General features: G+C 52.4%; 20 protein-coding genes and 1 other RNA gene. 16 read left to right on the top strand and 5 right to left on the bottom strand.

Features of this window, described 5'->3' with window-relative positions; genetic code table 11:
• Window positions 1-306: 306 nt before the first annotated feature.
• The 10 genes from D5398_RS15280 to D5398_RS15235 all read left to right on the top strand — a co-directional run bounded on the left by D5398_RS15280 (window position 307) and on the right by D5398_RS15235 (window position 7,432).
• A complete protein-coding gene (locus D5398_RS15280) occupies window positions 307-1,599 on the top strand; it encodes an MFS transporter (RefSeq protein WP_120508393.1) in 1,293 nt (430 codons plus the stop codon).
• Window positions 1,600-1,788: 189 nt separating this feature from the next.
• The gene (exuR, locus tag D5398_RS15275) at window positions 1,789-2,565 is read left to right on the top strand and encodes a transcriptional regulator ExuR (RefSeq protein WP_112288093.1); all 777 of its coding nucleotides are present in this window, start codon (window positions 1,789-1,791) and stop codon (window positions 2,563-2,565) included.
• Window positions 2,566-2,975: 410 nt separating this feature from the next.
• Complete coding sequence (locus tag D5398_RS15270) at window positions 2,976-3,659, top strand: DedA family protein (RefSeq protein ID WP_120508392.1); 684 nt, start codon at window positions 2,976-2,978, stop codon at window positions 3,657-3,659.
• Window positions 3,656-4,039, top strand: a complete 384-nt coding sequence (mzrA, locus tag D5398_RS15265; protein WP_120508391.1) for an EnvZ/OmpR regulon moderator MzrA — start codon at window positions 3,656-3,658, stop codon at window positions 4,037-4,039. Before D5398_RS15270 ends, mzrA begins: the two co-directional genes overlap by 4 nt.
• 134 nt (window positions 4,040-4,173) lie before the next feature.
• Window positions 4,174-4,551 (top strand): DUF1090 domain-containing protein, encoded by a 378-nt coding sequence (locus D5398_RS15260; protein ID WP_120508390.1) that lies wholly within the window; start codon window positions 4,174-4,176, stop codon window positions 4,549-4,551.
• A gap of 158 nt (window positions 4,552-4,709) precedes the next feature.
• Window positions 4,710-5,012 carry an ElaB/YgaM/YqjD family protein gene (locus D5398_RS15255; RefSeq protein ID WP_120508389.1) on the top strand — a complete coding sequence of 101 codons (303 nt, stop codon included), beginning with the start codon at window positions 4,710-4,712 and terminating at the stop codon, window positions 5,010-5,012.
• 2 nt (window positions 5,013-5,014) lie between these two features.
• A complete protein-coding gene (locus tag D5398_RS15250; RefSeq protein ID WP_120131625.1) occupies window positions 5,015-5,422 on the top strand; it encodes a phage holin family protein in 408 nt (135 codons plus the stop codon).
• Window positions 5,419-5,703 (top strand): YqjK-like family protein, encoded by a 285-nt coding sequence (locus D5398_RS15245; protein WP_120508388.1) that lies wholly within the window; start codon window positions 5,419-5,421, stop codon window positions 5,701-5,703. The genes D5398_RS15250 and D5398_RS15245 overlap by 4 nt, the downstream gene beginning before the upstream one ends.
• Window positions 5,704-5,942: 239 nt before the next feature.
• Window positions 5,943-6,335 (top strand): DoxX family protein, encoded by a 393-nt coding sequence (locus D5398_RS15240; RefSeq protein ID WP_112288087.1) that lies wholly within the window; start codon window positions 5,943-5,945, stop codon window positions 6,333-6,335.
• A gap of 113 nt (window positions 6,336-6,448) precedes the next feature.
• A complete protein-coding gene (locus D5398_RS15235) occupies window positions 6,449-7,432 on the top strand; it encodes a glutathione S-transferase family protein (RefSeq protein ID WP_120508387.1) in 984 nt (327 codons plus the stop codon).
• Between the two features lie 36 nt (window positions 7,433-7,468).
• On the opposite strand, the gene D5398_RS15230 is transcribed toward D5398_RS15235, so the two are convergent.
• The gene (locus tag D5398_RS15230) at window positions 7,469-8,377 is read right to left on the bottom strand and encodes a LysR family transcriptional regulator (protein ID WP_120508386.1); all 909 of its coding nucleotides are present in this window, start codon (window positions 8,375-8,377) and stop codon (window positions 7,469-7,471) included.
• 110 nt (window positions 8,378-8,487) lie between these two features.
• On the opposite strand from D5398_RS15230, the gene D5398_RS15220 reads away from it, so the two are divergent.
• A complete protein-coding gene (locus D5398_RS15220; RefSeq protein WP_120508385.1) occupies window positions 8,488-9,192 on the top strand; it encodes a pirin family protein in 705 nt (234 codons plus the stop codon).
• A 75-nt stretch (window positions 9,193-9,267) separates the two neighbouring features.
• On the opposite strand, the gene rnpB is transcribed toward D5398_RS15220, so the two are convergent.
• Both rnpB and rsmI read right to left on the bottom strand, forming a co-directional pair.
• An RNA gene (gene rnpB, locus D5398_RS15215) (RNase P RNA component class A) lies at window positions 9,268-9,646 on the bottom strand.
• 25 nt (window positions 9,647-9,671) lie between these two features.
• Entirely contained in the window at window positions 9,672-10,541 is an 870-nt protein-coding gene (gene rsmI, locus D5398_RS15210; RefSeq protein ID WP_120508384.1) for a 16S rRNA (cytidine(1402)-2'-O)-methyltransferase, read from the bottom strand.
• Window positions 10,542-10,602: 61 nt separating this feature from the next.
• Between rsmI and D5398_RS15205 the strand changes: the two genes are divergently transcribed.
• The 4 genes from D5398_RS15205 (at window position 10,603) to dolP (ending at window position 14,268) form a co-directional block, all read left to right on the top strand.
• The gene (locus D5398_RS15205; protein WP_120508383.1) at window positions 10,603-12,630 is read left to right on the top strand and encodes a penicillin-binding protein activator; all 2,028 of its coding nucleotides are present in this window, start codon (window positions 10,603-10,605) and stop codon (window positions 12,628-12,630) included.
• A gap of 63 nt (window positions 12,631-12,693) precedes the next feature.
• Window positions 12,694-13,062 carry a YraN family protein gene (locus D5398_RS15200; protein ID WP_120508382.1) on the top strand — a complete coding sequence of 123 codons (369 nt, stop codon included), beginning with the start codon at window positions 12,694-12,696 and terminating at the stop codon, window positions 13,060-13,062.
• A gap of 30 nt (window positions 13,063-13,092) precedes the next feature.
• On the top strand, window positions 13,093-13,683 hold the full coding sequence (gene diaA / locus D5398_RS15195; RefSeq protein WP_104924280.1) for a DnaA initiator-associating protein DiaA: 591 nt from the start codon (window positions 13,093-13,095) through the stop codon (window positions 13,681-13,683).
• Window positions 13,684-13,692: 9 nt separating this feature from the next.
• Complete coding sequence (dolP, locus tag D5398_RS15190) at window positions 13,693-14,268, top strand: division/outer membrane stress-associated lipid-binding lipoprotein (protein ID WP_120508381.1); 576 nt, start codon at window positions 13,693-13,695, stop codon at window positions 14,266-14,268.
• Between the two features lie 75 nt (window positions 14,269-14,343).
• Here the strand turns inward: dolP and mtgA are convergent, their stop codons facing one another.
• Together mtgA and arcB are read right to left on the bottom strand one after the other, a co-directional pair.
• On the bottom strand, window positions 14,344-15,066 hold the full coding sequence (mtgA, locus tag D5398_RS15185; protein WP_120508380.1) for a monofunctional biosynthetic peptidoglycan transglycosylase: 723 nt from the start codon (window positions 15,064-15,066) through the stop codon (window positions 14,344-14,346).
• Window positions 15,067-15,961: 895 nt separating this feature from the next.
• The gene (gene arcB, locus D5398_RS15180; RefSeq protein ID WP_120508379.1) at window positions 15,962-18,301 is read right to left on the bottom strand and encodes an aerobic respiration two-component sensor histidine kinase ArcB; all 2,340 of its coding nucleotides are present in this window, start codon (window positions 18,299-18,301) and stop codon (window positions 15,962-15,964) included.
• An 871-nt stretch (window positions 18,302-19,172) separates the two neighbouring features.
• On the opposite strand from arcB, the gene gltB reads away from it, so the two are divergent.
• Entirely contained in the window at window positions 19,173-23,630 is a 4,458-nt protein-coding gene (gltB, locus tag D5398_RS15175; RefSeq protein ID WP_120508378.1) for a glutamate synthase large subunit, read from the top strand.
• The last annotated feature ends 1 nt before the right edge of the window (window position 23,631 follow it).

Below are 23,631 nucleotides of genomic sequence, written 5' to 3'. Positions count from 1 at the left end.
GGACAAGAGCGTCAGAGATTACCTGCCACGTCCTTTCGCTGTTGCCCGGGCAAATCACTTCCCAGGCTCAATCAGACCATGGCGAAGCATTTATTCTGGTGTCCAGGACGTTCATCGGATCATTACGCACAAATAACAATAACGCAGTGCGTAAAGCATCGGGCAGCTCCCAGTGAAATCTTCTGGCGGCGTGATACCCGGAAAACGTTAAGGAAAGCCAGAACCCCACGCTTACTGAGGTGGTGCGAAATACGCCCTGACAGCCTGTCGCTGTCATCGCCGGATTATTTACTGGGAGAGAGTTAAATGGCTAAGATTAAAGGGTTACGCTGGTACATGATCGCGCTGGTTACATGCGGCACGATCCTGGGTTATCTGACACGTAACGCCATTGCCGCCGCAGCGCCAACGCTGATGAGCCAGTTGAACATCAGCACACAGCAATATTCTTATATTATCGCCGCGTATTCCGCCTGCTATACCCTGATGCAGCCGGTGGCCGGTTACGTTCTTGACGTGATGGGCACCAAAGTCGGTTACGCGATGTTTGCCATTATGTGGGCCGTCTTCTGTATGGCGACTGCACTGGCCAGCAGCTGGGGTGGTCTGGCTATCGCCCGCGGCGCTGTCGGTATGGCTGAAGCCGCGATGATCCCTGCCGGCCTGAAAGCCAGCAGCGAATGGTTCCCGGCTAAAGAGCGTTCTATTGCCGTCGGTTACTTCAACGTCGGTTCCTCTATCGGCGGGATGATTGCGCCACCCCTGGTCGTCTGGTGCATCGTGATGCACAGCTGGCAGCTGGCCTTCATCATTACCGGCGCGTTAAGCATGGTATGGGCTCTGAGCTGGCTGGTGTTCTATAAGCATCCTAAAGATCAGAAAAAACTCAGCCCTGAAGAACGTGAGTACATTCTGGAAGGTCAGGAAGCACAGCACCAGACCGACAACGGCAAGAAAATGTCTGCCTGGCAGATCCTGCGTAACCGCCAGTTCTGGGGCATCGCGCTGCCACGTTTCCTGGCTGAACCTGCCTGGGGGACCTTCAACGCATGGATCCCGCTGTTCATGTTCAAAGTGTATGGTTTTAACCTGAAAGAAATCGCGATGTTTGCCTGGATGCCGATGCTGTTCGCTGACCTCGGCTGTATCCTCGGCGGTTATCTGCCACCGTTATTCCAGAAGTACTTCAAAGTTAACCTGATCGTTTCCCGTAAAATGGTCGTGACCATGGGTGCGGTTCTGATGATTGGCCCTGGCATGATCGGCCTGTTCACCAGCCCTTACGCCGCTATCGCCCTACTGTGTGTGGGTGGCTTTGCTCACCAGTCACTGTCCGGTGCGCTGATCACCTTGTCTTCTGACGTGTTCGGTCGTAACGAAGTGGCGACAGCCAACGGTCTGACCGGTATGGCAGCCTGGATGGCAAGTACCATGTTCGCCCTGGTGGTGGGTGCACTGGCCGATACCATTGGTTTCAGCCCGCTGTTTGCAGCGCTTGCGGTCTTCGACCTGCTGGGCGCCATCATCATCTGGACCGTTCTGCAAAACCGGTCCGCCGCAGAAGTGGCTCCGGCTGCACTTAAAACCGCAAAAGCCTGATCACCAGCACGACAGCCCGGTAACTCTTTTACCGGGCTTTGCTGTTTTCTGACATTTCTCCAAAACCTTTCTGTCCAATGCACGGTGCAACAGCCTTTCGTAAATCGTATACTGGTACTTGTATAATAAGTTCACAGGTCTGTCCGACATTTACTTCTTACAGGTTTCACTACTTTAAAGAGCACTCATATGGAATCCACAGACACCAGACGCCTCTACCAACAACTGGCTGCCACGCTCAAGGAACGGATCGAAACGGGTTTGTATCCGGTTGGCGAGAAGTTACCGGCCGAACGTCTGATTTCCGATGAAATGGATGTCAGCCGCACCGTGGTGCGTGAAGCGATTATCATGCTTGAAGTGGAAGGTTACGTGGAAGTGCGTAAAGGGTCGGGCATTCATGTCATGTCCAACCAGCAGCGCCATCTTGTCGTGCCGGATTGTGGAAGTGAGTTTGGAACCTCCGGTCCGTTTGAGCTTTTGCAGGCCCGTCAACTGATTGAAAGTAACATCGCTGAATTCGCTGCGACCCAGGTGACAAAACAAGACATCATGCGTCTGATGGAAATTCAGGAACATGCCCGGCAGGAAGATCGTTTTCGTGATTCTGAGTGGGATTTGAAATTCCACGTGCAGGTTGCACAGGCGACGCAAAACAGCGCACTGGCGACCATTGTTGAGAAGATGTGGAGCCAGCGGTTACACAACCCATACTGGCGAAAACTGCATGAGCATATCGATGAGAAATCGATTGAAAGCTGGTGTGAGGATCATGACCTGATCCTCAAAGCGCTGATCCGCCGTGATCCGCATGCCGCGAAACTGGCGATGTGGCAGCATCTGGAAAACACCAAACAAATGCTTTTCCGCGCGACCAGTGATGATTTCGAGTTCAATGTAGACCGTTATCTGTACTCAGAAAACCCGGTCGTTCATCTCGATCCCCCTTTACTCAACACCAAATAATTCCCTTTAAGGCAGGTTAATTCCCCCAACCTGCCGTTTTACTCTCTCTGCCCTCTCTCCCGCTGAACCTGTCAGGCACTGTCGAGTAGTGTCAGCCAATGTAAAACCCTTTCCCAAACGCGCTTCAGACTTAAATGATCGGTCTCAACGCGCTATATTTACCTGTCTGAGTTATTGGTATTTTGTTACAGTTAGACCACTTTTTTTACCCGTTTGTGCCGCGTTTCAGAAAGCAAAATGGCGCGTAAATACAATGGGATCAGAAATAACAGCATCGGAAACAACGGTTACAGAAATAAAGAACCGGCCAGGGACTTGGCTAACCTATCAGCCCGGCAGGCAGCGTCGAGACAATTTCTCCGCTGATGCCTTCGCTGACTCACTGAAAATGATGGAGTTTCACACGACAGATGGAAATTATCAGCTCACTCATCGATGCCCTCTGGCAACAAGATTATAAAACTCTCGCGGACCCTTCGCTGGTCTGGGCGCTGTACCTGATTTTATTCATGATCATTTTTCTGGAAAACGGCCTGCTTCCTGCGGCTTTTTTGCCCGGTGACAGCCTCCTGATCCTGGTCGGAGTATTGATTGCCAAAGACGCCATGAACTTCCCGTTAACGCTTTTCCTGCTTACGAGTGCCGCCAGTCTCGGTTGCTGGCTCAGTTACGCACAGGGAAAATGGCTGGGAAATACACGAATAGTTCAAAGCTGGCTGGCACATCTTCCCGTGCATTATCACGAACGCGCACATGCGCTTTTCCATAAACACGGCCTTTCGGCGCTGTTAGTTGGCCGTTTTCTGGCATTTGTCCGCACACTCCTGCCAACGATTGCCGGTCTGTCAGGCCTGAGCAACAGTCGATTTCAGTTTTTCAACTGGGTCAGCGGACTGTTGTGGATCCTGATCCTGACTTCGCTGGGGTATTTCCTCGGGAAAACTCCGCTGTTCCTCAAGTATGAGGATCAGGTCATGAATTGCCTGATGCTGTTGCCGGTGCTGTTATTAATCGGCGGTCTGGTGGGGTCAATCTGGGTGTTGTGGCGGAAAAAACATGCTGATCGCCAGAACAAAGGTAAGAGCGCATCATGAGCCAGAGGCTGAAAAGCCGGTCATTTTTCTGGCCGGGAATGCTCATGTTAGTGGCGATCGTAGCCATGTTCGGCCTGGCATTATCGCGCCTGCCGGTACCTGCCAGCGCGCTGCAAATCCGTCCTGCCAGAACCGGGACGTCGTTGCCTGACGGTTTTTATGTATATCAGAGCCTCAGCCAGCGGGGAATCCACATCAAAAGTATCACGCCGCTCAATGACGGGCTGGTGGTTCAGCTTGATTCTGCATCTCAGCGCAAACTGGCAGAAGAAGCCTTGCAGGACATTCTGCCGCCAGGATTTATGATTCAGTTCTACGAACCGCCAACCGCGAAAGCGTGGATCCATAAACTGGACCGCGACCGTCTGAAGTTTGGATAACCTGATACTTAAGATTCGTCTCAGTTATCCATACATTCACCGATGACATGATTCCTAAGTTATTTATTCACAAAACGCATCAACAAATGGAATTAAGTGCCAAACTCACTTAACTGTCAAAAGGAAAACCGACGATGAAACTCACTTTATCTGCCCTCACGCTTGTCCCGACATTATTCTTCGCTACTACCGCGTTTGCTGCGTCCCAGCCGGAAAGCTGCATGACCAAGCAACACGAAATCCAAAAGCAAATCGAAGAAGCCCGTGCGCACAATAATCAGAACCGCGTTGACGGTCTGGAAAAGGCGCTGCGTGAGAACAAAGCACATTGTACCGATGCGGGTTTAAAAGCCGAAAAGCAGAAAAATATTGAAGAAAAACGTGAAAAAGTTGCGGAACGTGAGCAGGAACTGAAAGAAGCTCAGGCGAAAGGCGACCATGACAAAGTCATCAAAAAGCAGCAGAAATTGGATGAAGCGAAGTCTGAACTGAAAGAAGCTGAAGGCAAATAATTGTCTCTGTCAGGGTCGATTTCCGGAGATCGATTTACCGCGATATAGCGGATTTTTCAGGGTTTCTGCGGGTCTAAACAGATTATTCGCATTTGCGATCACCCGAATATCCGCTATGTTAAAAGTTCGAATCAGTTAACGTATGGAGTGACTTACACATGGCTAGTAATACATCAGAACAACTGCGCGCTGAACTCAAGTCATTGGCGGACACCCTGGAAGAAGTTCTCCAGACCTCTACCGATAAGCCGAAAGCTGAACTCGATAAACTGCGTGGCAAAGCAGAATCTCTGCTCAAAGATACCCGCGAACGTCTGGGCGATACGGGCGATAAGATTGCCTACCAGACCAAAGAAATTGCCGGCAAAGCTGACGATTACGTACATGAAAAACCCTGGACTGGCGTCGGTATTGGTGCCGCAGTCGGCGTTGTCATTGGCGTTCTGTTAGCCCGCCGCTAATTATGGCAGAGCCAATCAAACCTGCACCACAAGGACCGGGTAAAGGGCTGTTTGACATTGTTTCCCGTATCGCCACTGTCGTGGTGAGTATTGTTGAAACACGTGTCAGACTGGCTGTTGTTGAGCTGGAAGAGGAAAAGGCCAATATTTTCCAATTGCTGCTCATGGCCGGTATTACCCTGATATTTACCGCTTTTGGTCTTATGAGTTTGCTGGTGGTTCTCTTCTGGGCCATCGATCCCGCCTATCGTCTTACGGCAATAGCGACGACAACGGGCGTATTGTTGCTTCTGGCAGTGATCCTCGGTGCGATGACGCTGGCGAAAGCCAAACGTTCCACCCTGCTCAGCCTCACCCGCAAGCAACTGGACGTCGACCGCGCCCTGCTGGAAAAGGATGACGAGCAATGAGTATTCCGGACCGCGCTATCGAAAAAGTCAGGCTGCTGCGCAAAATTGAGCGTCAGCGTGGCGAGCTTTCTCAGGCCGGTTCTGACTGGCTGGAGGCCACCGCAAAAGTCGATCATTACTGGGTAAAACTGGTGGATATGCGTAAATATCTGGTCGTGGGCTCAAGCCTGCTGGCAGTTTACGGTATCCGCCATCCCAGTGCGATCGTCCGCTGGTCACGGCGCGCTTTTGGTATCTGGGGCACCGTCAGGTTGTTCCGTAAGACCATCGGCAACAAATAGCCTCAACCTCCTCCTGTTAAAAGGGCTGATTGGAAAACAATCAGCCCTTTTCTTTTTGAATAACAATCCCTCAGCTGTTCAATTAATTTGAAGCATTCCAACAGTTTTACTTGCTAACAAAGCGCAACCATCCGACTTATTATCTCGTCATCAACTGATGCGGTAACGGCATGAAACATTTTCTGACCGGGCCGATAACACTTTTAGCCCCCTTTGGGCATATCAATCTGGAGTAGAAAATGAACAAGTTACAAGACACCGCTTTGCTGGTTGCACGTATTCTGATGCCAATCCTGTTTATCGTTGCAGGCTGGGGCAAAATTAACGGTTACACCGCGACTGCCGGTTACATGACCTCAATGGGCGTGCCAAGCTTCTTCCTGCCATTGACCATCCTGTTAGAATTTGGCGGCGGTCTGGCGATTCTGTTTGGTTTCTTCACCCGTACTACGGCGCTGATCACTGCAATCTTTACCATTCTGACTGCGCTGATCTTCCACACTGATTTCGCACAGGGCGTGAACCAGATGATGTTCATGAAAAACCTGTCCATCGCCGGTGGTTTCTTCGTACTGTTCGCATCCGGTCCGGGCGCATTCAGCATCGACCGCCTGATCAAGAAAAACTGGTAATTGCCCCGGCACCAGGGAGCAGCAACCAAGCTATAATTAAATAAGACAAAAAAGTAACCTGCAGGGCGATGTGATTTATCACCTCGCCCTTTTTCACATTTATTGGAGGAAATATGGGACAACTAGTGAATGGCGTTTGGCAGGACACCTGGTACGACACCAAGTCGACCGGTGGTCATTTCAAACGTTCAGCAGCGCAGTTTCGTAACTGGATAACGCCAGATGGCGCGCCGGGCGAGCATGGTGTGGGTGGTTTTGCCGCAGAGCGCGACCGCTACCATCTGTATGTTTCCCTGGCATGTCCGTGGGCACACCGCACATTATTGATGCGGACACTGAAAGGACTGGACGATATTATTCCTGTCTCGGTCGTTCATCCGCTGATGCTGGAGCATGGCTGGACTTTCGGCACTGATTTTCCGGCGGCGACCGGCGATGATTTGTATCATCTGAATTATGCGTATGAAATCTATCTGCGGGCGCAGAACGATTATACCGGTCGCGTCACTGTGCCTATTCTGTGGGATAAAAAACAGCAGACCATCGTCAGCAATGAATCCGCCGATATCATCCGTATGTTTAACACCGCGTTTGATGCCGTGGGTGCCAAAGCCGGGGATTATTATCCGCCGTCATTACGTCCGGCGATTGATGAGGTTAATGAGTGGGTGTATCCGCAAATCAATAATGGCGTTTATAAAGCGGGTTTTGCCACGTCTCAGGACGCTTATGATGAAGCAGTTGATGGTGTTTTCTCGGCACTTGACCGGGCCGAGGAATTGCTGAGTCAGCACCGTTATCTGACCGGCAACCAGCTGACCGAAGCCGATCTTCGACTGTGGACCACACTGGTGCGGTTTGATCCAGTGTACGTCACGCACTTCAAGTGCGATCGTCACCGCATCAGCGATTATCCGAATCTGTACGGTTTCCTGCGCGATATCTACCAGATGCCGGGCATTCGTGACACGGTGGATTTTGCACATATCCGTAATCACTATTACCGCAGCCACGCGACCATCAATCCTTACGGGATTATTTCGACCGGACCGGCACAGGATTTAGAGTCTGATCACGGCCGCGACAAACGCTTCTGATCTTTTTGTTCCTTCCCCTTTCACAAGGGGAAGAACTTATGACTTCGCTTCCCGCGTCGCCAGTAATTTTGGAATTTCACGCAGGAACCAGGCTTTTGCCTCGCCCATGCTGTCGCGGCGCCAGGCCATGATGATATCCGTCTCACGGTTATATTCCGCGCTGACCACCCGCAGACGCCCTTCCTCGATGTCTTTCTCAACCATCGGATAAGGCATCGTCGCCACGCCTAATCCTGCCAGCAACGCCTTGCGTTTTTCTTCAATCGTACTCACGGTCAGACGCTGTTGTTTATCCAGCAGCTGAACGGTGAGCACCGGTCGTTCACGGGCGGTATCGGCCACCGCAATCCCGCGGTATTTCACCCGGCTCACATCAGATAACGGTTCGGCTTCCTGATGGATCGGGTGATCCGGTGCGGCCACATAAACACTGACAAGTTTATACAGCTTACGGCTGTTAATTTCGGTAGAGGAACGAAAATGCATATCGGGCGCGATCACAATATCTGCACGCCCCTGCTCCAGACGTTCCCACGCCCCTGCCAGCACTTCGGTAATCAGCGAAACCTGGGTATTGGCTTTCAGCGCCAGTTTTTCAATCAGCGGGAATAACTGTGCGGCTGGTGATAAGGCTTCACAAACGATGGTGATGTGGGTTTCCCAGCCGCGTGCTAAGGCTTCAGCATCGACGGTCAGCTTATCGGCCGCTTCCAGTAAAACCCGCCCGCGTTCGAGCAACATACGGCCAACATTGGTGAATTTTGTCCGATGACCTGAACGGTCAAATAACACAACGTCCAGCTCTTCCTCCAGCTTCTGCATGGTGTAGCTCAGTGCAGACGGGACGCGGCCCAGCTCGTCGGCAGCAGCGGCAAAACTGCCCCGGCGGTCAATAGCATCCATGACCCGTAAGGCTTCCAGTGTGAGTGCGCGATCCTTAGCCATTCTCTTCTCTTTCAGGAAATTTGAATATAGCGATCAGATTAACTGGCTAACAATCGCACGTCCAGACGCTTACCATTTATACATCGAAATTTTTAAGAGAGGCGACCGCCATGATCACCAGCAGAACGGCAAAAGAGTGCGGTACCGCTGACTTTGGCTGGCTCCAGGCACGGTATACATTTTCCTTTGGCCATTACTTTGATCCCAAACTGATGGGCTATGCGTCACTGCGCGTACTGAATCAGGAAGTGCTGGCGCCGGGTGCCAGTTTCCAGCCACGCACCTATCCGCGGGTTGATGTCCTGAATATCGTCCTGCAAGGTGCCGCGGAATATCGCGACAGCGCAGGCAACAGCATCCGGGCGCAAGCCGGTGAAGCGGCATTATTATCAACACAGCCCAATGTCAGTTACAGCGAACTGAACATCAGCGTCAGTCAGCCGCTGACACGGATGCAGCTGTGGCTTGATGCCTGCCCCGAGCATGAAAATGCACTCACGCAGAAAATGACGCTGCCGGACACCAGGCATTTCCTGCTGGCGTCACCGGACGGTGAAAATGGCAGCCTGCAACTGCGGCAAAACGTGTGGATCCATCATCTCGATTTAGAGGAGGGTGAGAAAATCACGCTGCCGGTGCGCGGACCGCGTGCCTATTTGCAATCAATTCACGGGCAAATAGATGCACAGGGTTCGGTCAGCCGTGAGCTTCAAAAGCTGGCCTGTGGCGATGGCGCATTCATCCATCAGGAAAACAGTCTGGTAGTTTCGGCCATTACGCCATTGCGGGCGCTGCTGATTGATATGCCGGTGTGAATTTTTTGGAAAGAGTTCCAGGATAATAGAAAGACGAAAGCCCGCGTAGTGTTAGCTACGCGGGCTTCCTTTTGACGAGGGAGTTGACCGTTAAGCCGGGTTCTGTCGTGGACAGTCATTCGTCTAGGCCAGCAATCGCTCACTGGCTCAAGCAGCCTACCCGGGTTCAGTACGGGCCGTACCATGTGAACCCCTATTTGGCCTTGCTCCGGGTGGAGTTTACCATGCCACGAACTGTTGCCAGCCGCGCGGTGCGCTCTTACCGCACCCTTTCACCCTTACCTGATCCCGCTTGCGCGGGCCATCGGCGGTTTGCTCTCTGTTGCACTTGTCGTAAGCTCGCGCTTCCCAGGCGTTACCTGGCACCCTGCCCTATGGAGCCCGGACTTTCCTCCCCTCCTTCTGTCTCCCCCGAAAGGGACGGCAAAGAAGCGGCGACTGTCTGGTCAACTCCGCGGCGGATGATAGGGTATTACGCCCTATTTGTCACCCTCTTGCTCATCAAGCGCGTATTTATACAACGCATTCTTCTTCACACCGTGGATTTCCGCGGCCAGCGCGGCGGCTTTTTTCAGTGGCAATTCTTTTTGCAACAGCGCCAGAGTACGCAGTGCTTCTGCCGGTAAGGCTTCGGTGTCGATTTTATGGCCTTCAACAATCAACACCATTTCACCACGCCGGCGTGTTTCCACTTCCTGCACCCAGGCCAGAAGTTCGCCCACCGGCGCACCGTGAATATTTTCCCAGGTTTTGGTCAGCTCACGCGCCAGCACCACATAACGCTGCGGCCCCCACACTTCGACCATATCCTGTAAGCTGTCGAGCAGGCGGTGAGTAGATTCGTAGAAAATCAGCGTTCTCGGTTCTTCGATTAACGCCTGCAACGTATCTTTGCGTGATTTAGTTTTGGCTGGCAGAAATCCTTCGTAACAGAAACGGTCGGAAGGCAAACCGGCGGCGCACAACGCGGTGATTGCCGCACAGGCACCCGGTAACGGCACCACGCGAATACCCGCCTCACGACAACGACGCACCAGGTGATAACCGGGGTCATTGATCAGCGGCGTACCGGCATCGGATACCAGCGCGATGGTCTGTCCTTCCTGCAATTTCGCCAGTAAATGCTCGGCTTTCTGCTGTTCATTATGATCATGCAGCGGAAACATTTTGGCGGTGATTGCGAAATGATGCAGCAGCAATCCGGTGTGGCGGGTGTCTTCTGCGGCAATCAAATCTACACTGTTCAGTACGGCCAGCGCGCGTTGGGTAATATCCCCTAAATTGCCAATTGGCGTCGGTACGATATACAGCGTTGAGGCAGAAATATCTGCTTGATCGTCTTGATTCATTGTTTCATCCGGATTGCCGATTTAATATTGAGCATCTTGAAAAAACATCACTGGAAACTGAATGCCTTCCTCAATGACCTTTCGTACCCGTTCGGGACGTTTACTCCCTGCCATTATTGTGGCGATGCTTCTCGCCAGCTGTTCCGGTCAGGCGCCACAAGCACCCACTGAAAGTGTCCAGGGCGCAGCGTCCGGCAGCTCTGACTATTATCTGCAACAGGCACAGCAAAGCGGTGATGATAACAAGGCTGACTGGCAATTGCTTGCAGTGCGTGCCCTGATACGCGAAGGCAAAGTGCCTCAGGCGGCGGAACAACTGGCTAAAGTGCCGCAAAATCTGACCGCCGCACAAACACGCGAACAGCAACTGACCAGCGCGGAAGTGCAGGTAGCCCAGAAAAATTATCAGGCCGCTGCCACCAGTCTGAGCCAGATAGACCCAGGCAATCTGACCAACGATCAGAAAGCGCGTTACTATCAGGCGCAAATCGATGCCAGTCAGGGACGCACCAGCCTCGGGCTGATCCGCGCGTACATCGCTCAGGAACCGCTGGTGCAGGGCAAACTGCATCAGGACAACATTGACCAGACCTGGACAGCGCTGACGCAAATGTCCGCGCAGGACGTCAACAGCATTGTGATTAATGCCGACGAAAACACCTTGCAGGGATGGCTGGATTTACTGAGTGTCTGGCAGAGCAACAAGCAGGATCCTGATCTGCTGAAAGCCGGGATCAAAGACTGGCAGCGTCGTTATCCGGTGAACCCGGCAGCGAAAACCCTGCCGACACAGCTGAACAATGTGCTGAATTTCCAGCCTGCCTCCACCGGCAAAATTGCGCTTTTCCTGCCGATGAGCGGCCCTGCGCAGGTTTACGGGAATGCAATTTCGCAAGGTTTCAACGCGGCAATGAACGGTCAGCTAAGCCAGCCAGCCCCGCAAGCGACGCCTGCTGACCCGAATACACAAACGCAGCCACCGGCAGATCCGAACGCAGCGGTGAGTACTTCCGCACCGGATGCCAGCCAGCCGCAGACCGATCCCGCTCAGGCACAGCCTGTTGCAACGCCAGCAGTGACAGCGCCTGTCGCCAGCAGCAATGCGCAGGTGAAAGTGTATGACACCAATGGTCAGCCGCTGGCCGCGCTTCTGACACAGGCTCAGCAAGATGGCGCCACGCTGGTTGTCGGCCCGCTGCTCAAAGATCAGGTCAACGAACTCTCTTCAGATCAGACTCCGCTGAATGTTTTAGCGCTTAATCAGCCAGAAACTGAGAAAAACAGCCCGAATATCTGTTACTTTGCGCTCTCGCCGGAAGACGAAGCGCAGGACGCCGCGCGCCACATGTGGGCGGAGCAAAAACGTATGCCGCTGTTACTGGTTCCGCGAGGCAACTTTGGTGACCGTATCGCGCAGGCTTTTGCTAACGAATGGCAAAAACTGGGTGGCCAGACCGTGCTGAAACAAGGTCTCGGCTCAGCCGGCGAATTACGTTCTTCTATCGGCAGTGGTATCCGTCTGACCGGTACACCGGTTATCGCCACCGATGCAGCCGCACCGGCACAATCGCAGGGCGTCACTATTGGTGGGATCACCATTCCGGCTCCGCCAACCGATGCGCAGATTACTCAGGGCAGCTCCGGCGGCGCAGTGGATTCCGTTTATGTTGTGGCAACGCAAAGTGAACTGACACTGATTAAACCGATGTTGGATCTGGCCGTAAATGGCCGCGTGCATCCTTCCGTTTACGCCAGTTCCCGCAGCTATCAGGCAGGTGCAGGTCCGGATTATCGTCTGGAAATGGAAGGCGTGCAGTTCAGCGATATTCCATTGCTGGCGGGTGTCAACCCGGCGCTGATGCAGCAGGCCGCTGCAAAATTCGGTAACGACTACTCGCTGGTTCGCCTCTACGCGATGGGGATTGATGCCTGGAGTCTGGCGAATCACTTCTCGCAGATGCGCACATTGCCTGGCTTCCAGGTTTCCGGCAGCACTGGCGACCTGAGCGCCAATGAGAATTGCGTTATTCATCGCAAACTGCCGTGGCTGCAATACCGCCAGGGTTCGCTGGTGCCGGTTTCTTCATAAGAGAAACCTGACCGCGCCGCTGAGCCGGGAATGCTCAGCCATGGCAGGTACAGGGACGTACTAATGAACAATTTTTTGTCTAAGACGCGGGCATGTGGCGATAAGTACGAAGCCTTTGCCCGACGTTATCTTGAAAGAGCCGGGTTAATCTTCGTGGCCGCCAACGTGGCCTGCCGCGCAGGTGAAATTGACCTTATCATGCGTGACCAGCAAACCTGGGTGTTTGTAGAAGTCCGCTACCGGCGTAACGCTGATTTTGGCGGTGCGGCGGCCAGCGTGACAGTTCAAAAACAGCAGCGCCTGTTACGCGCGGCGTCTTTCTGGCTTGCAGGAAAGAATGCAAGCTTTGACACATCATCTTGCCGTTTTGATGTATTAGCTATCACCGGCAGCCAGATAGAATGGCTGCGTGATGCATTCAATGCGGAATAAATATTACGACGACTGACTGGACGAAAACCCGTGCTGGATAGAATCAAAGTCTGCTTTACAGAAAGTATCCAAACTCAGATTGCAGCGGCAGAAGCCTTGCCTGACGCGATTTCGCGCGCCGCGATGACGCTGGTGCAATCGCTGCTCAACGGCAATAAGATTCTGTGCTGCGGCAACGGCACTTCTGCGGCGAATGCTCAGCATTTTTCCGCCAGTCTGATTAATCGTTTTGAAACTGAACGTCCGAGCCTTCCTGCAATCTCACTATGTGCAGATAACATTGTGCTGACCGCGATTGCGAATGATCGCTTGCATGATGAAATCTATGCCAAACAGGTGCGCGCCTTAGGTCAGGCGGGTGATGTTCTGCTGGCTATTTCGACCCGCGGCAACAGCCGTGATATTGTCAAAGCCGTTGAAGCAGCGGTAACCCGCGATATGACGATTGTCGCTTTGACGGGTTATGACGGCGGTGAACTGGCGGGTTTACTGGGCCCACACGATGTTGAGATTCGTATTCCCTCTCATCGCAGCGCCCGTATTCAGGAAATGCATATGCTCACAGTGAACTGCCTCTGTGACCTGATAGATAATACGCTGTTCCCACACCAGGACGATTAAGGAGATCCAATGAAGGCGAGTCCTCTCTTTGCTGTATTGTTAAGCGCCCTTCTTTTACAAGGCTGTGTTGCAGCAGCTGTGGTTGGCGTGGCCGGCGTGGCCACTAAAACGACCACTGACCCGCGTACCGTGGGTACTCAGGTTGATGACAGCACTCTGGAAGCCCGTGTTTCCAACGCTATCAGTAAAGACAAACAGCTGAAAGATGAAGCCCGTATTGTGGCTACTGCCTATCAGGGTAAAGTCCTGCTGACCGGTCAGACACCAACACCTGACATGGCCGCCCGCGCCAAACAGATTGCTGTGGGTGTAGACGGTGCGACAGAAGTGTATAACGAGATCCGTACAGGCAAGCCAGTCAGCATGGGCACCGCGTCAACGGATACATGGATCACTACCAAAGTCCGCTCTCAGTTACTGACCAGCGATTCTGTGAAATCCTCTAACGTGAAAGTCACCACTGAAAACGGTGAAGTCTTCCTGCTGGGTCTGGTCACTCAGGAAGAAGGTAAATCGGCGGCTGGCATTGCGGCTGGCGTCAGCGGCGTTAAACACGTCACAACGGCGTTCACTTACGTTAAATAATTAAGATTCAGCCCGCTACAACGAAAAAGGACAGCTTCCGGGCTGTCCTTTTTTATTTCGCAAAAACGTCGGCTGCTAATGAAGTTTATGCTCTTGCAGGAAAGACTCACCGCCAAGCTGACTCATCTGGCGAAGTATCCATTGCTGGCGACGCAGTACATAAGCGGAAGGAGCATTCACCTTGAACAGATGAGGATTAGGTAACACCGCCGCCAGCAAGGCCGCCTGAGAGGCGGTAAGACGACTGGCTGGTTTGTGGAAGAAATGCTGTGAAGCCTGTTCCACACCAAATACGCCGTCACCAAATTCCACGATATTCAGATATACCGTCAGAATGCGGCGTTTAGTCCAAACTGTTTCGATTCCGACTGTCAGCCCCGCTTCCAGCCCTTTTCTCACCCAGCTGCGCCCGTCCCAAAGGAACAAATTCTTGGCAGTTTGCTGGGATAACGTCGAGGCACCGCGCATTTTGCCGCCATCTTTGTCCAGAACGGACTGGATAGCATCCACATCAAAACCCCAGTGCTCCGGGAATTTTTGATCTTCAGCGGCCATCACCGCGAGCGCCATTGGTGAGGAAATTTCACTCATCGGTACCCAGTCGGAATGTGCGACGTAGCCAAAATCACCGGTCAGCCAGGCTGAAACCTGCCGCTCCACCATGACTGCGGAGAAAGGTACCGGTAGAAATGAAAAAAGAAGAATGCCCGCTACCCATAAGCAGAGTAACAGTATCAGCGCACGTTTCAGCCACAATACTGGTCTGCGCAAGTGACCCTTTCGAGTAATTTTATTCATTTAGCGTTTTCCACAACACATCCGACCATCTAATCAATCTCAATAATAACCCGCAAGATCAGGCTAGCGAAATGTACAGCAACATTGCTAACAATTGAGCAATATGAATGAAACTTTTGCTTACATCCAGAGCGGAAAATTCCGATTTCCTCACTGCCATCAAGGGGTTCCGTCAAAGGACCTGAAATTCTTACTTTTTTCATGCCGGTGAATTTTTAAACGAAAAAGTAAAATATTTGTGAATGGAGCCATAATCAATGCGTAAGCATTTCTTATGAGTTGCGATTGGAAAAGTGAATAAATTCTCATCGATTATTCCGTCGCAACCGACCTCCTAAGTCAAATCCGGCTCCTGTAAACCATAAAAAATCAGTAGCGTGTACATCTTTTTGTCAGACAAAAAGCGCAGTTACCTAAGTGAAATTTTTTCATTTAAAATAAATTTCAGATCTCTTTTCGCCCCTGAAAGGCCATTTTGCTAAAAATCATGCATAAACGATGAATTACAGTAACTTGCCAGTGATTTTGCGGTTTATAGAACCGGTTTCATAGCCGTATATGTTTTAAAACCACTGGCTACATAGCTTGTGATTGTTCACTTCGATAAGCAAAATTGCATGTCGCCAATACAACATCAACATGCTTCATTTGTATTCTGTCAAAAATCCTGCGATAAAGGCTTGATGTTTTGTATAGACAAAGACTAATCTACATCACAGTTTTTAATGAATGTTGTAACAGTTCTGCTTATATTTGTTATGTTGATTGCTACAGGATGTATTAGACTTTAAGACTGAATTCCAAGACCTGCGAAAACCGAACCCTAAAAACTATCGTGGGTTACCTCTTTCCCTGGTGTTGGCGCAGTATTCGCGCACCCCGGCCTCGGCTGGGGTTATTTTTTTTCAGCGTTTGCAGTCCAGTCGCGTAAAACTTTGATGTCATTACGCCATTCGGCCTTCAGCTCATCAATCCATTCCTGAACGTTGTCCCACCATGCCGGCAGTGTCGGGGTCTGGATCTGTTGCGCCAGTTGCTGCAAATGCTTCAGTCCAACGGAACCCGCAGCGCCTTTGATTTTGTGCCCTTCTTCTGCAATGCCTTTTTGGTCACGCGCCGTCATGTTGGAATCAAGCACCGCCAGATAACCCGGCATCATCTTTTCAAACATGTCTGCACTTTGATAAATCAGTTTCGCGCCAACCAGATCGATGTACTGCTCAAGCATGGCGGTATCAAGCAACGATTCGCTGTCTTTCATCACTACAGGCTCCTTTTCAGAAACGGAAACTTCAGGCTGATGATCCCAAAACTGCTGAATCATCGCAGTCAGCGCGGAAACAGACAGCGGCTTGCTCAGCACGTCGTCCATTCCTGCATCAAGGTATTCTTTTTTGTCTTTAAGTACGTTTGCCGTCAGCGCAATCAGCGGCGGCAGATGTTTACCGGCGTAATCAGTGCGTAACTTGCGGGCGATATCCAGCCCGGTCATGTCAGGCAACTGAATATCCAGCAACACCAGATCAAACTCGTCAGGATCAAACATCTCCAGCGCATCGTGCCCGTTCATCGCCACTTCGACGCTGTTACCCAGCTTCTCCAGTACCGAACGTGCCACGATGACGTTCAGCTCGATATCTTCAACCAGCAGCACATGCAGCGCAGGCAGAGGCATATCTTCTTCTTCGTCGACCTGTTCGTCTGGTGCATCCAGTTTAGGCGCGCGCACGGTAAGCGTGAAGCTGGAACCCTGCCCCGGTACGCTGCTGACGGTAATGTCGCCGCCCATCGTCTGTGCCAGACGTTTTGATACCGCCAGGCCGATGCCCGTACCGGTCGCTGGTTTGCCGCCATTCTGGTCTTTCACCTGGTAATACATGGCGAAAATTTTGTCCTGTTCGTCCTGCGGGATCCCCATTCCGGAATCGCGCACCACAAAACGCAGCATGTCGTTTGGTTCGTAATGCACGCTCAGGACAATTTCCCCTTCACGGGTGAACTTGACCGCATTGCCAATCAGATTCCACAGGATCTGACGCAAACGTGTACCGTCGGTGGTAATACTGCGTGGCAGTGGCAGATCCGGTTCCATCACGAATTTCAGCCCTTTCGGCTGTGCCAGCAGGCCGGAAAGGTTTTCCAGGTCTGACAGGAATTCAGTGAAATCAACCGGCTGATTATCAAGCTGCACTTTGCGGCGCTCGATTTTGTCCATTTCGATAATGTCGTTGAAGATATTGCCGAGCGTGATCGCGCTGACGTGAATGGTTTTCAGATAGCTGTGCTGTTCTTTATCCAGCTCAGTATCGAGCAGAATGCGGCTCAGCCCGACAATACCGTTAAGCGGCGTACGCAGCTCATGGCTGATGGTGGAGATAAAGGTGGTTTTCTCCCGGCTGGCATTCTCTAACGCGTCCTGATAACGCTTACGCTCGGTAATATCGCGCCCAAAGCCCATCAGACCATGTCGTTTGCCAATCCGGTCATAGAACGGCACTTTACGCAGTTCAAAGCAGGCTTTGCGCCCGTCCGGATACACCAGCCATTGTTCGTAAGTCAGGGAAACGTTGTGGCGGAACACTTTCTCGTCGGTTTCAACCACTTTTTCGGCGATGTCCGGGGTATAAACATCGTCAGGTGTCAGGCCGATCAGCTGTTTTTCACTTTTACCGGTCAGCAATTCCATCGCACGGTTACAGCCCGAGAACTCTTTGTCTTCGTTACGGTAATAGACCAGATCCGGCGAGGCATCGAGGAAAGAGCGTAATAATGCAGATTGCTGGCTCAGTTCGATCTGCGCCTGTTCGCGGTGCTGCATTTCCAGTTTCAGTTTATCGACCACGGCCAGACGCGCTTCTTCCGCTTTCACACGATCGGCGATTTCCTGATTCAGCTGAGTGATGTTGTCTTTGAGTTGCTGATTCAGTTCGAGGTCGCGATGGCGCATTTCTTCCAGCTTATCGACCAGCCGCGCTAAACGTTGGCGCGACTCTTCAAGCTGCTCGACCACCACCGACAGGAAGTACACCGCCCAGGGCGTAATCAGCAAACCAAAGAAGATGGAACGAACGACGTCGATACTTTCAACCTGCCCGCGCAGGAGCATGGTGACTGCCATCTGGACGATCATGGCCAGTACCACCAGCGCAGACGCCAGTAGCAGTGAGAATCTCACTAACCCCAGCTTGACCATCAGATCGACATAATACTGCGCTAAAACCCGGATTTGCTTCATAACGGTTCCCTTAAAACGAAGACGCCTGAATCATACCGCAAAACCTCCCCTGCGTGATGGCAGGGTCATCATTGAGCATGAAGTTTGTGAGATGCACCGTACAAGGGCTGGTCATGGTGCAATGCAGGAAATAAGGGCAGAGTTATTGACTATTTTGCAGGGTGATATTATTAATATCGGCCGGCTTTATCAGGCTGATAAAGTTGCCAAATGCCGTGTGGCTAACATCTTTTCCTTCAATCCTCCGAATTCTTTCTCTCTCGGCGCCTTTCGCGCAGGCATAACTATTCATTATTACTGCAAATAAAGTCATTCGCGGCAATATGAATAATTCTTATTACAAACATCACTCAGACACATTATTACTATCAGGTTAAAAACAGTGACAAACCGCATGCCCGCAGAGTTTTCCAGTATAAAATACTGGTAAATAACCACCTGCCAGCACGGTGCGGAGATCTGAAGCTTTTCCTATAGTGAGTCAGCTCACACTTTAGACGCTTTACCACACCGACATTATGCCATTAAAAAGGCTAATTAATTAATATATATCAATTAGTTAAACTCTTTTATATCACTTTTAATATAAGTTAATCCGCCATTTGACCTGATGGTGCTTTCTCGCTAAGTTGGGAGTCCGCTGGAAGCAATCTCGACGAGTGAGCAACTCGTCATATTTATGCAGTAATTGAAGACTCCCTCATTAAAACAAGTCAACCACCACTTGTGAGAACCATCACGAGAGGCCTTTGACGGAGATGTCCGGGCAATCAACGCACCGCAAGAGTGCGCGAAATTGCGGACAAACTCTGTGAATAAGACCGCTCGCGATTGGTGTGAGAGTCTCGCAGAGCCTGGGGAGGTTCACGTTATGTTGTACGATAAATCCCAAGAGAGGGACAACTGTGGTTTCGGCCTGATCGCCCATATAGAAGGCGAACCTAGCCATAAGGTCGTGCGTACGGCAATTCACGCACTGGCCCGTATGCAACACCGTGGCGCGATCCTTGCTGACGGCAAGACCGGCGACGGCTGTGGCCTTCATCTGCAAAAACCTGACCGCTTCTTCCGCATGATTGCCGAAGAACGTGGCTGGCGTCTGGCGAAAAACTACGCCGTGGGCATGCTGTTCCTCAGCAAAGATGAAAAAGAAGCTGAAGCGAGCCGCCGCATTGTAGAAGAAGAATTGCAAAACGAGACGCTGTCCGTGGTGGGCTGGCGTGACGTTCCGACCAATCCGGACGTACTCGGTGAAATCGCACTTTCCTCCCTGCCTCGTATCGAACAAATTTTTGTCAACGCGCCTGCCGGATGGCGTCCGCGTGACATGGAGCGCCGCCTTTACATGGCGCGCCGCCGCATTGAGAAACGCATTCAGGATAAAGATTTCTATGTGTGCAGCTTCTCCAACGTGGTCACGATCTATAAAGGCCTGTGTATGCCTGCGGATCTGCCACGTTTCTATTTAGACCTGGCTGACCTGCGTCTGGAATCAGCAATTTGCCTGTTCCACCAGCGTTTCTCGACCAACACCGTTCCGCGCTGGCAGCTGGCTCAGCCTTTCCGCTATCTGGCGCACAACGGCGAAATCAACACCATCACCGGTAACCGCCAGTGGGCGCGTGCCCGTGCGTATAAATTCAAAACGCCGTTGATCCCGGATCTGCAAGACGCTTCGCCTTTCGTGAACGAAACCGGCTCTGATTCCAGTTCGCTGGATAACATGCTGGAACTGTTCCTGGCTGGCGGGATGGATTTGCTGCGCGCCATGCGTTTGCTGGTTCCGCCAGCCTGGCAGCAGAACCCGGATATGGACGACGATCTGCGCGCGTTCTTCGACTTCAACTCCATGCACATGGAGCCGTGGGACGGTCCCGCCGGTATCGTGATGTCAGATGGCCGTTATGCCGCCTGTAACCTTGACCGTAACGGTCTGCGCCCGGCGCGTTATGTCATCACCAAAGATAAGCTGATCACCTGCGCATCTGAAGTCGGGATCTGGGATTACCAGCCTGATGAAGTGGTCGAAAAAGGTCGCGTCGGACCGGGCGAACTGATGGTAATCGACACCCGCAGCGGCAAGATCCACCACTCAGCGGAAACCGATAACGACCTGAAAGGCCGCCATCCTTATAAACAATGGATGGAGAAAAACGTTCAGCGTCTGGTGCCGTTCGAAGACCTGCCGGAAGATCAGGTCGGCAGCCGCGAGATGGAAGACACCTTACTGGAAACGTTCCAGAAACAGTTCGGCTACAGCAGCGAAGAACTCGATCAAATCATCCGTGTACTGGGTGAAAACGGTCAGGAAGCCGTCGGCTCAATGGGCGATGACACGCCATTCGCCGTGCTTTCCAGCCGTCCGCGTATTGTTTATGACTACTTCCGTCAGCAGTTTGCGCAGGTCACCAACCCGCCAATCGATCCGCTGCGTGAAGCCCACGTGATGTCCCTGGCGACCAGCATTGGCCGCGAGATGAACGTGTTCTGCGAAGCCGAAGGCCAGGCGCACCGTCTGAGCTTCAAATCGCCAATCCTGCTGTGGTCTGACTTTAAACAGCTCACCACACTCGACAGCAAACACTATCGCGCTGAAACGCTGGACCTGACTTACGATCCGGCAGAACAAAATATGGAGCAGTTCGTCCAGAAACTCTGTGACGAAGGCGAACAGAAAGTGCGTAACGGCGCGGTTCTGCTGGTGCTGTCTGACCGCAATATCGCCCCAAACCGCCTGCCGTTGCCTGCACCTATGGCCGTCGGCGCGCTGCAACTGCGTCTGGTGGAGAAAAGCCTGCGCTGCGATGCCAACATCATTGTTGAAACCGCCAGCGCCCGCGACCCGCACCATTTCGCCGTACTGATTGGTTTCGGTGCCACTGCGGTTTACCCGTATCTGGCCTACGAAACGCTGGCCAAACTCGTCGACACTCAGGTTATCGAGAAGAAATACCGTGAAGTGATGCTGAACTACCGTAACGGCATCAATAAAGGCCTGTACAAGATCATGTCCAAAATGGGCATCTCGACGGTCGCCTCTTACCGCTGCTCCAAACTGTTTGAAGCGGTCGGTCTGGCTAAGGATCTGTGCAACACCTGCTTCAACGGCGTGGTCAGCCGCATCGGCGGTGCCGGTTACAGCGATTTCGAACAGGATTTGCTGAACCTGTCCAAACGCGCGTGGCTGAAACGCAAAACACTGGATCAGGGCGGCCTGCTGAAATTTGTCCACGGTGGCGAATATCACTCTTACAACCCGGACGTGGTCACGACCCTGCAAACCGCAGTGAACAGCGGTGATTACGACGATTATAAAAAGTACGCCAAACTGGTTAACGAACGTCCGGTCGCTACACTGCGTGACCTGCTGAAAGTGACACCAAAAGGTCAGCCGATCCCTGTGGATCAGGTTGAACCGGCGGAAGGTTTGTATACCCGCTTCGATACGGCAGCGATGTCTATCGGTGCGTTGAGCCCGGAAGCCCACGAATCTCTGGCTGAAGCGATGAACAGCATCGGTGGTCGTTCGAACTCCGGCGAAGGCGGCGAAGATCCTGCGCGTTACGGCACCAATAAAGTGTCCCGTATCAAACAGGTCGCTTCTGGCCGTTTCGGTGTGACTCCGGCGTATCTGGTCAATGCTGATGTTATTCAGATCAAAGTCGCACAGGGTGCAAAACCAGGTGAAGGCGGTCAGCTGCCGGGTGACAAAGTGACGCCGTACATCGCGAAACTGCGTTATTCGGTGCCGGGTGTCACTCTGATTTCTCCACCGCCGCACCACGATATTTATTCTATCGAAGATCTGGCACAGCTGATTTTCGACCTGAAACAGGTCAACCCGAAAGCGATGATTTCGGTGAAACTGGTTTCTGAACCGGGCGTAGGTACTATCGCTGTCGGCGTGGCGAAAGCCTATGCGGACCTTATCACTATCGCTGGCTACGATGGCGGCACCGGTGCTAGCCCGCTATCCTCGGTGAAATATGCCGGTTGTCCGTGGGAACTGGGTCTGGTGGAAACACAACAGGCACTGGTCGCCAACGGCCTGCGTCATAAAATCCGTCTGCAGGTGGATGGCGGTCTGAAAACCGGTCTCGACATCATCAAGGCTGCGATTCTGGGTGCAGAAAGCTTCGGTTTCGGTACCGGACCGATGGTTGCACTCGGCTGTAAATACCTGCGTATTTGTCACCTGAACAACTGCGCAACAGGCGTGGCAACTCAGGACGACAAACTGCGTCGTAACCATTATCACGGCCTGCCAGAACGTGTGACGAACTACTTCAAGTTCATCACTCAGGAAACCCGTGAAATCATGGCCGAACTGGGCGTCAGCCAGCTGGTAGACCTGATTGGTCGCACCGACCTGCTGACTGAGCTGGACGGTTTCACTGCCAAGCAAAACAATCTTGACCTCTCTGCGATGCTGGCGACTGCCACACCGCATGAAGGCAAAGCGGTGTACTGCACCGAAAGCAACCCGGCGTTTGATAAGGGTCAGCTGAACAAAGACATTCTGGAGCAGGCTGCTCCGCACATTGAGTCCAAGCAGAGCAAAGCGTTCTACTTTGATATCCGCAACACTGACCGCTCTGTCGGCGCAATGTTGTCCGGTGCGATTGCAGAGAAACATGGCGATCAGGGTATGGCAGCCGATCCGGTGCGCATTAACTTCAACGGTACCGCAGGCCAGAGCTTCGGCGTCTGGAACGCAGGCGGCGTTGATTTGATGCTGACCGGCGACGCGAACGACTATGTGGGCAAAGGTATGGCCGGTGGCCGTATTGCTATCCGCCCGCCAATCGGCTCAGCGTTCCGCAGCCACGAAGCCAGCATCATCGGTAACACCTGTCTGTACGGCGCAACCGGCGGCAAGTTATTTGCAGCGGGTCGTGCGGGCGAACGTTTCGCGGTGCGTAACTCCGGTGCTATCACCGTCGTCGAAGGCATCGGCGATAACGGTTGTGAATACATGACGGGCGGCATTGTTTGTGTGCTGGGTCGTACCGGCGTCAACTTCGGCGCAGGCATGACCGGGGGTTTCGCGTACGTTCTTGATGAAGATGGCGAATTCCGCAAACGCGTTAACCCGGAACTTGTTGAAGTCCTGGAAGTGGCCGAACTGGCCATCCATGAAGAGCATCTGCGCGGTTTGATCATCGAACACGTACAGTTGACCGCCTCGGCTCGTGGTGAAGAAATTTTGGCGAACTGGCCGGAATGGGCATCCAAATTTGCCCTGGTAAAACCGAAGTCCAGTGATGTCAAAGCATTGTTGGGTCACCGTAGTCGTTCCGCAGCTGAGCTGCGGGTACAAGCGCAGTAAG

The sequence above is a fragment of the Rahnella bruchi genome (genome assembly GCF_003614975.1).
Lineage (GTDB): Bacteria > Pseudomonadota > Gammaproteobacteria > Enterobacterales > Enterobacteriaceae > Rahnella > Rahnella bruchi.
Note: the sequence above shows the minus strand (reverse complement) of the source record. Positions and strands in the feature narration are given on the sequence as shown.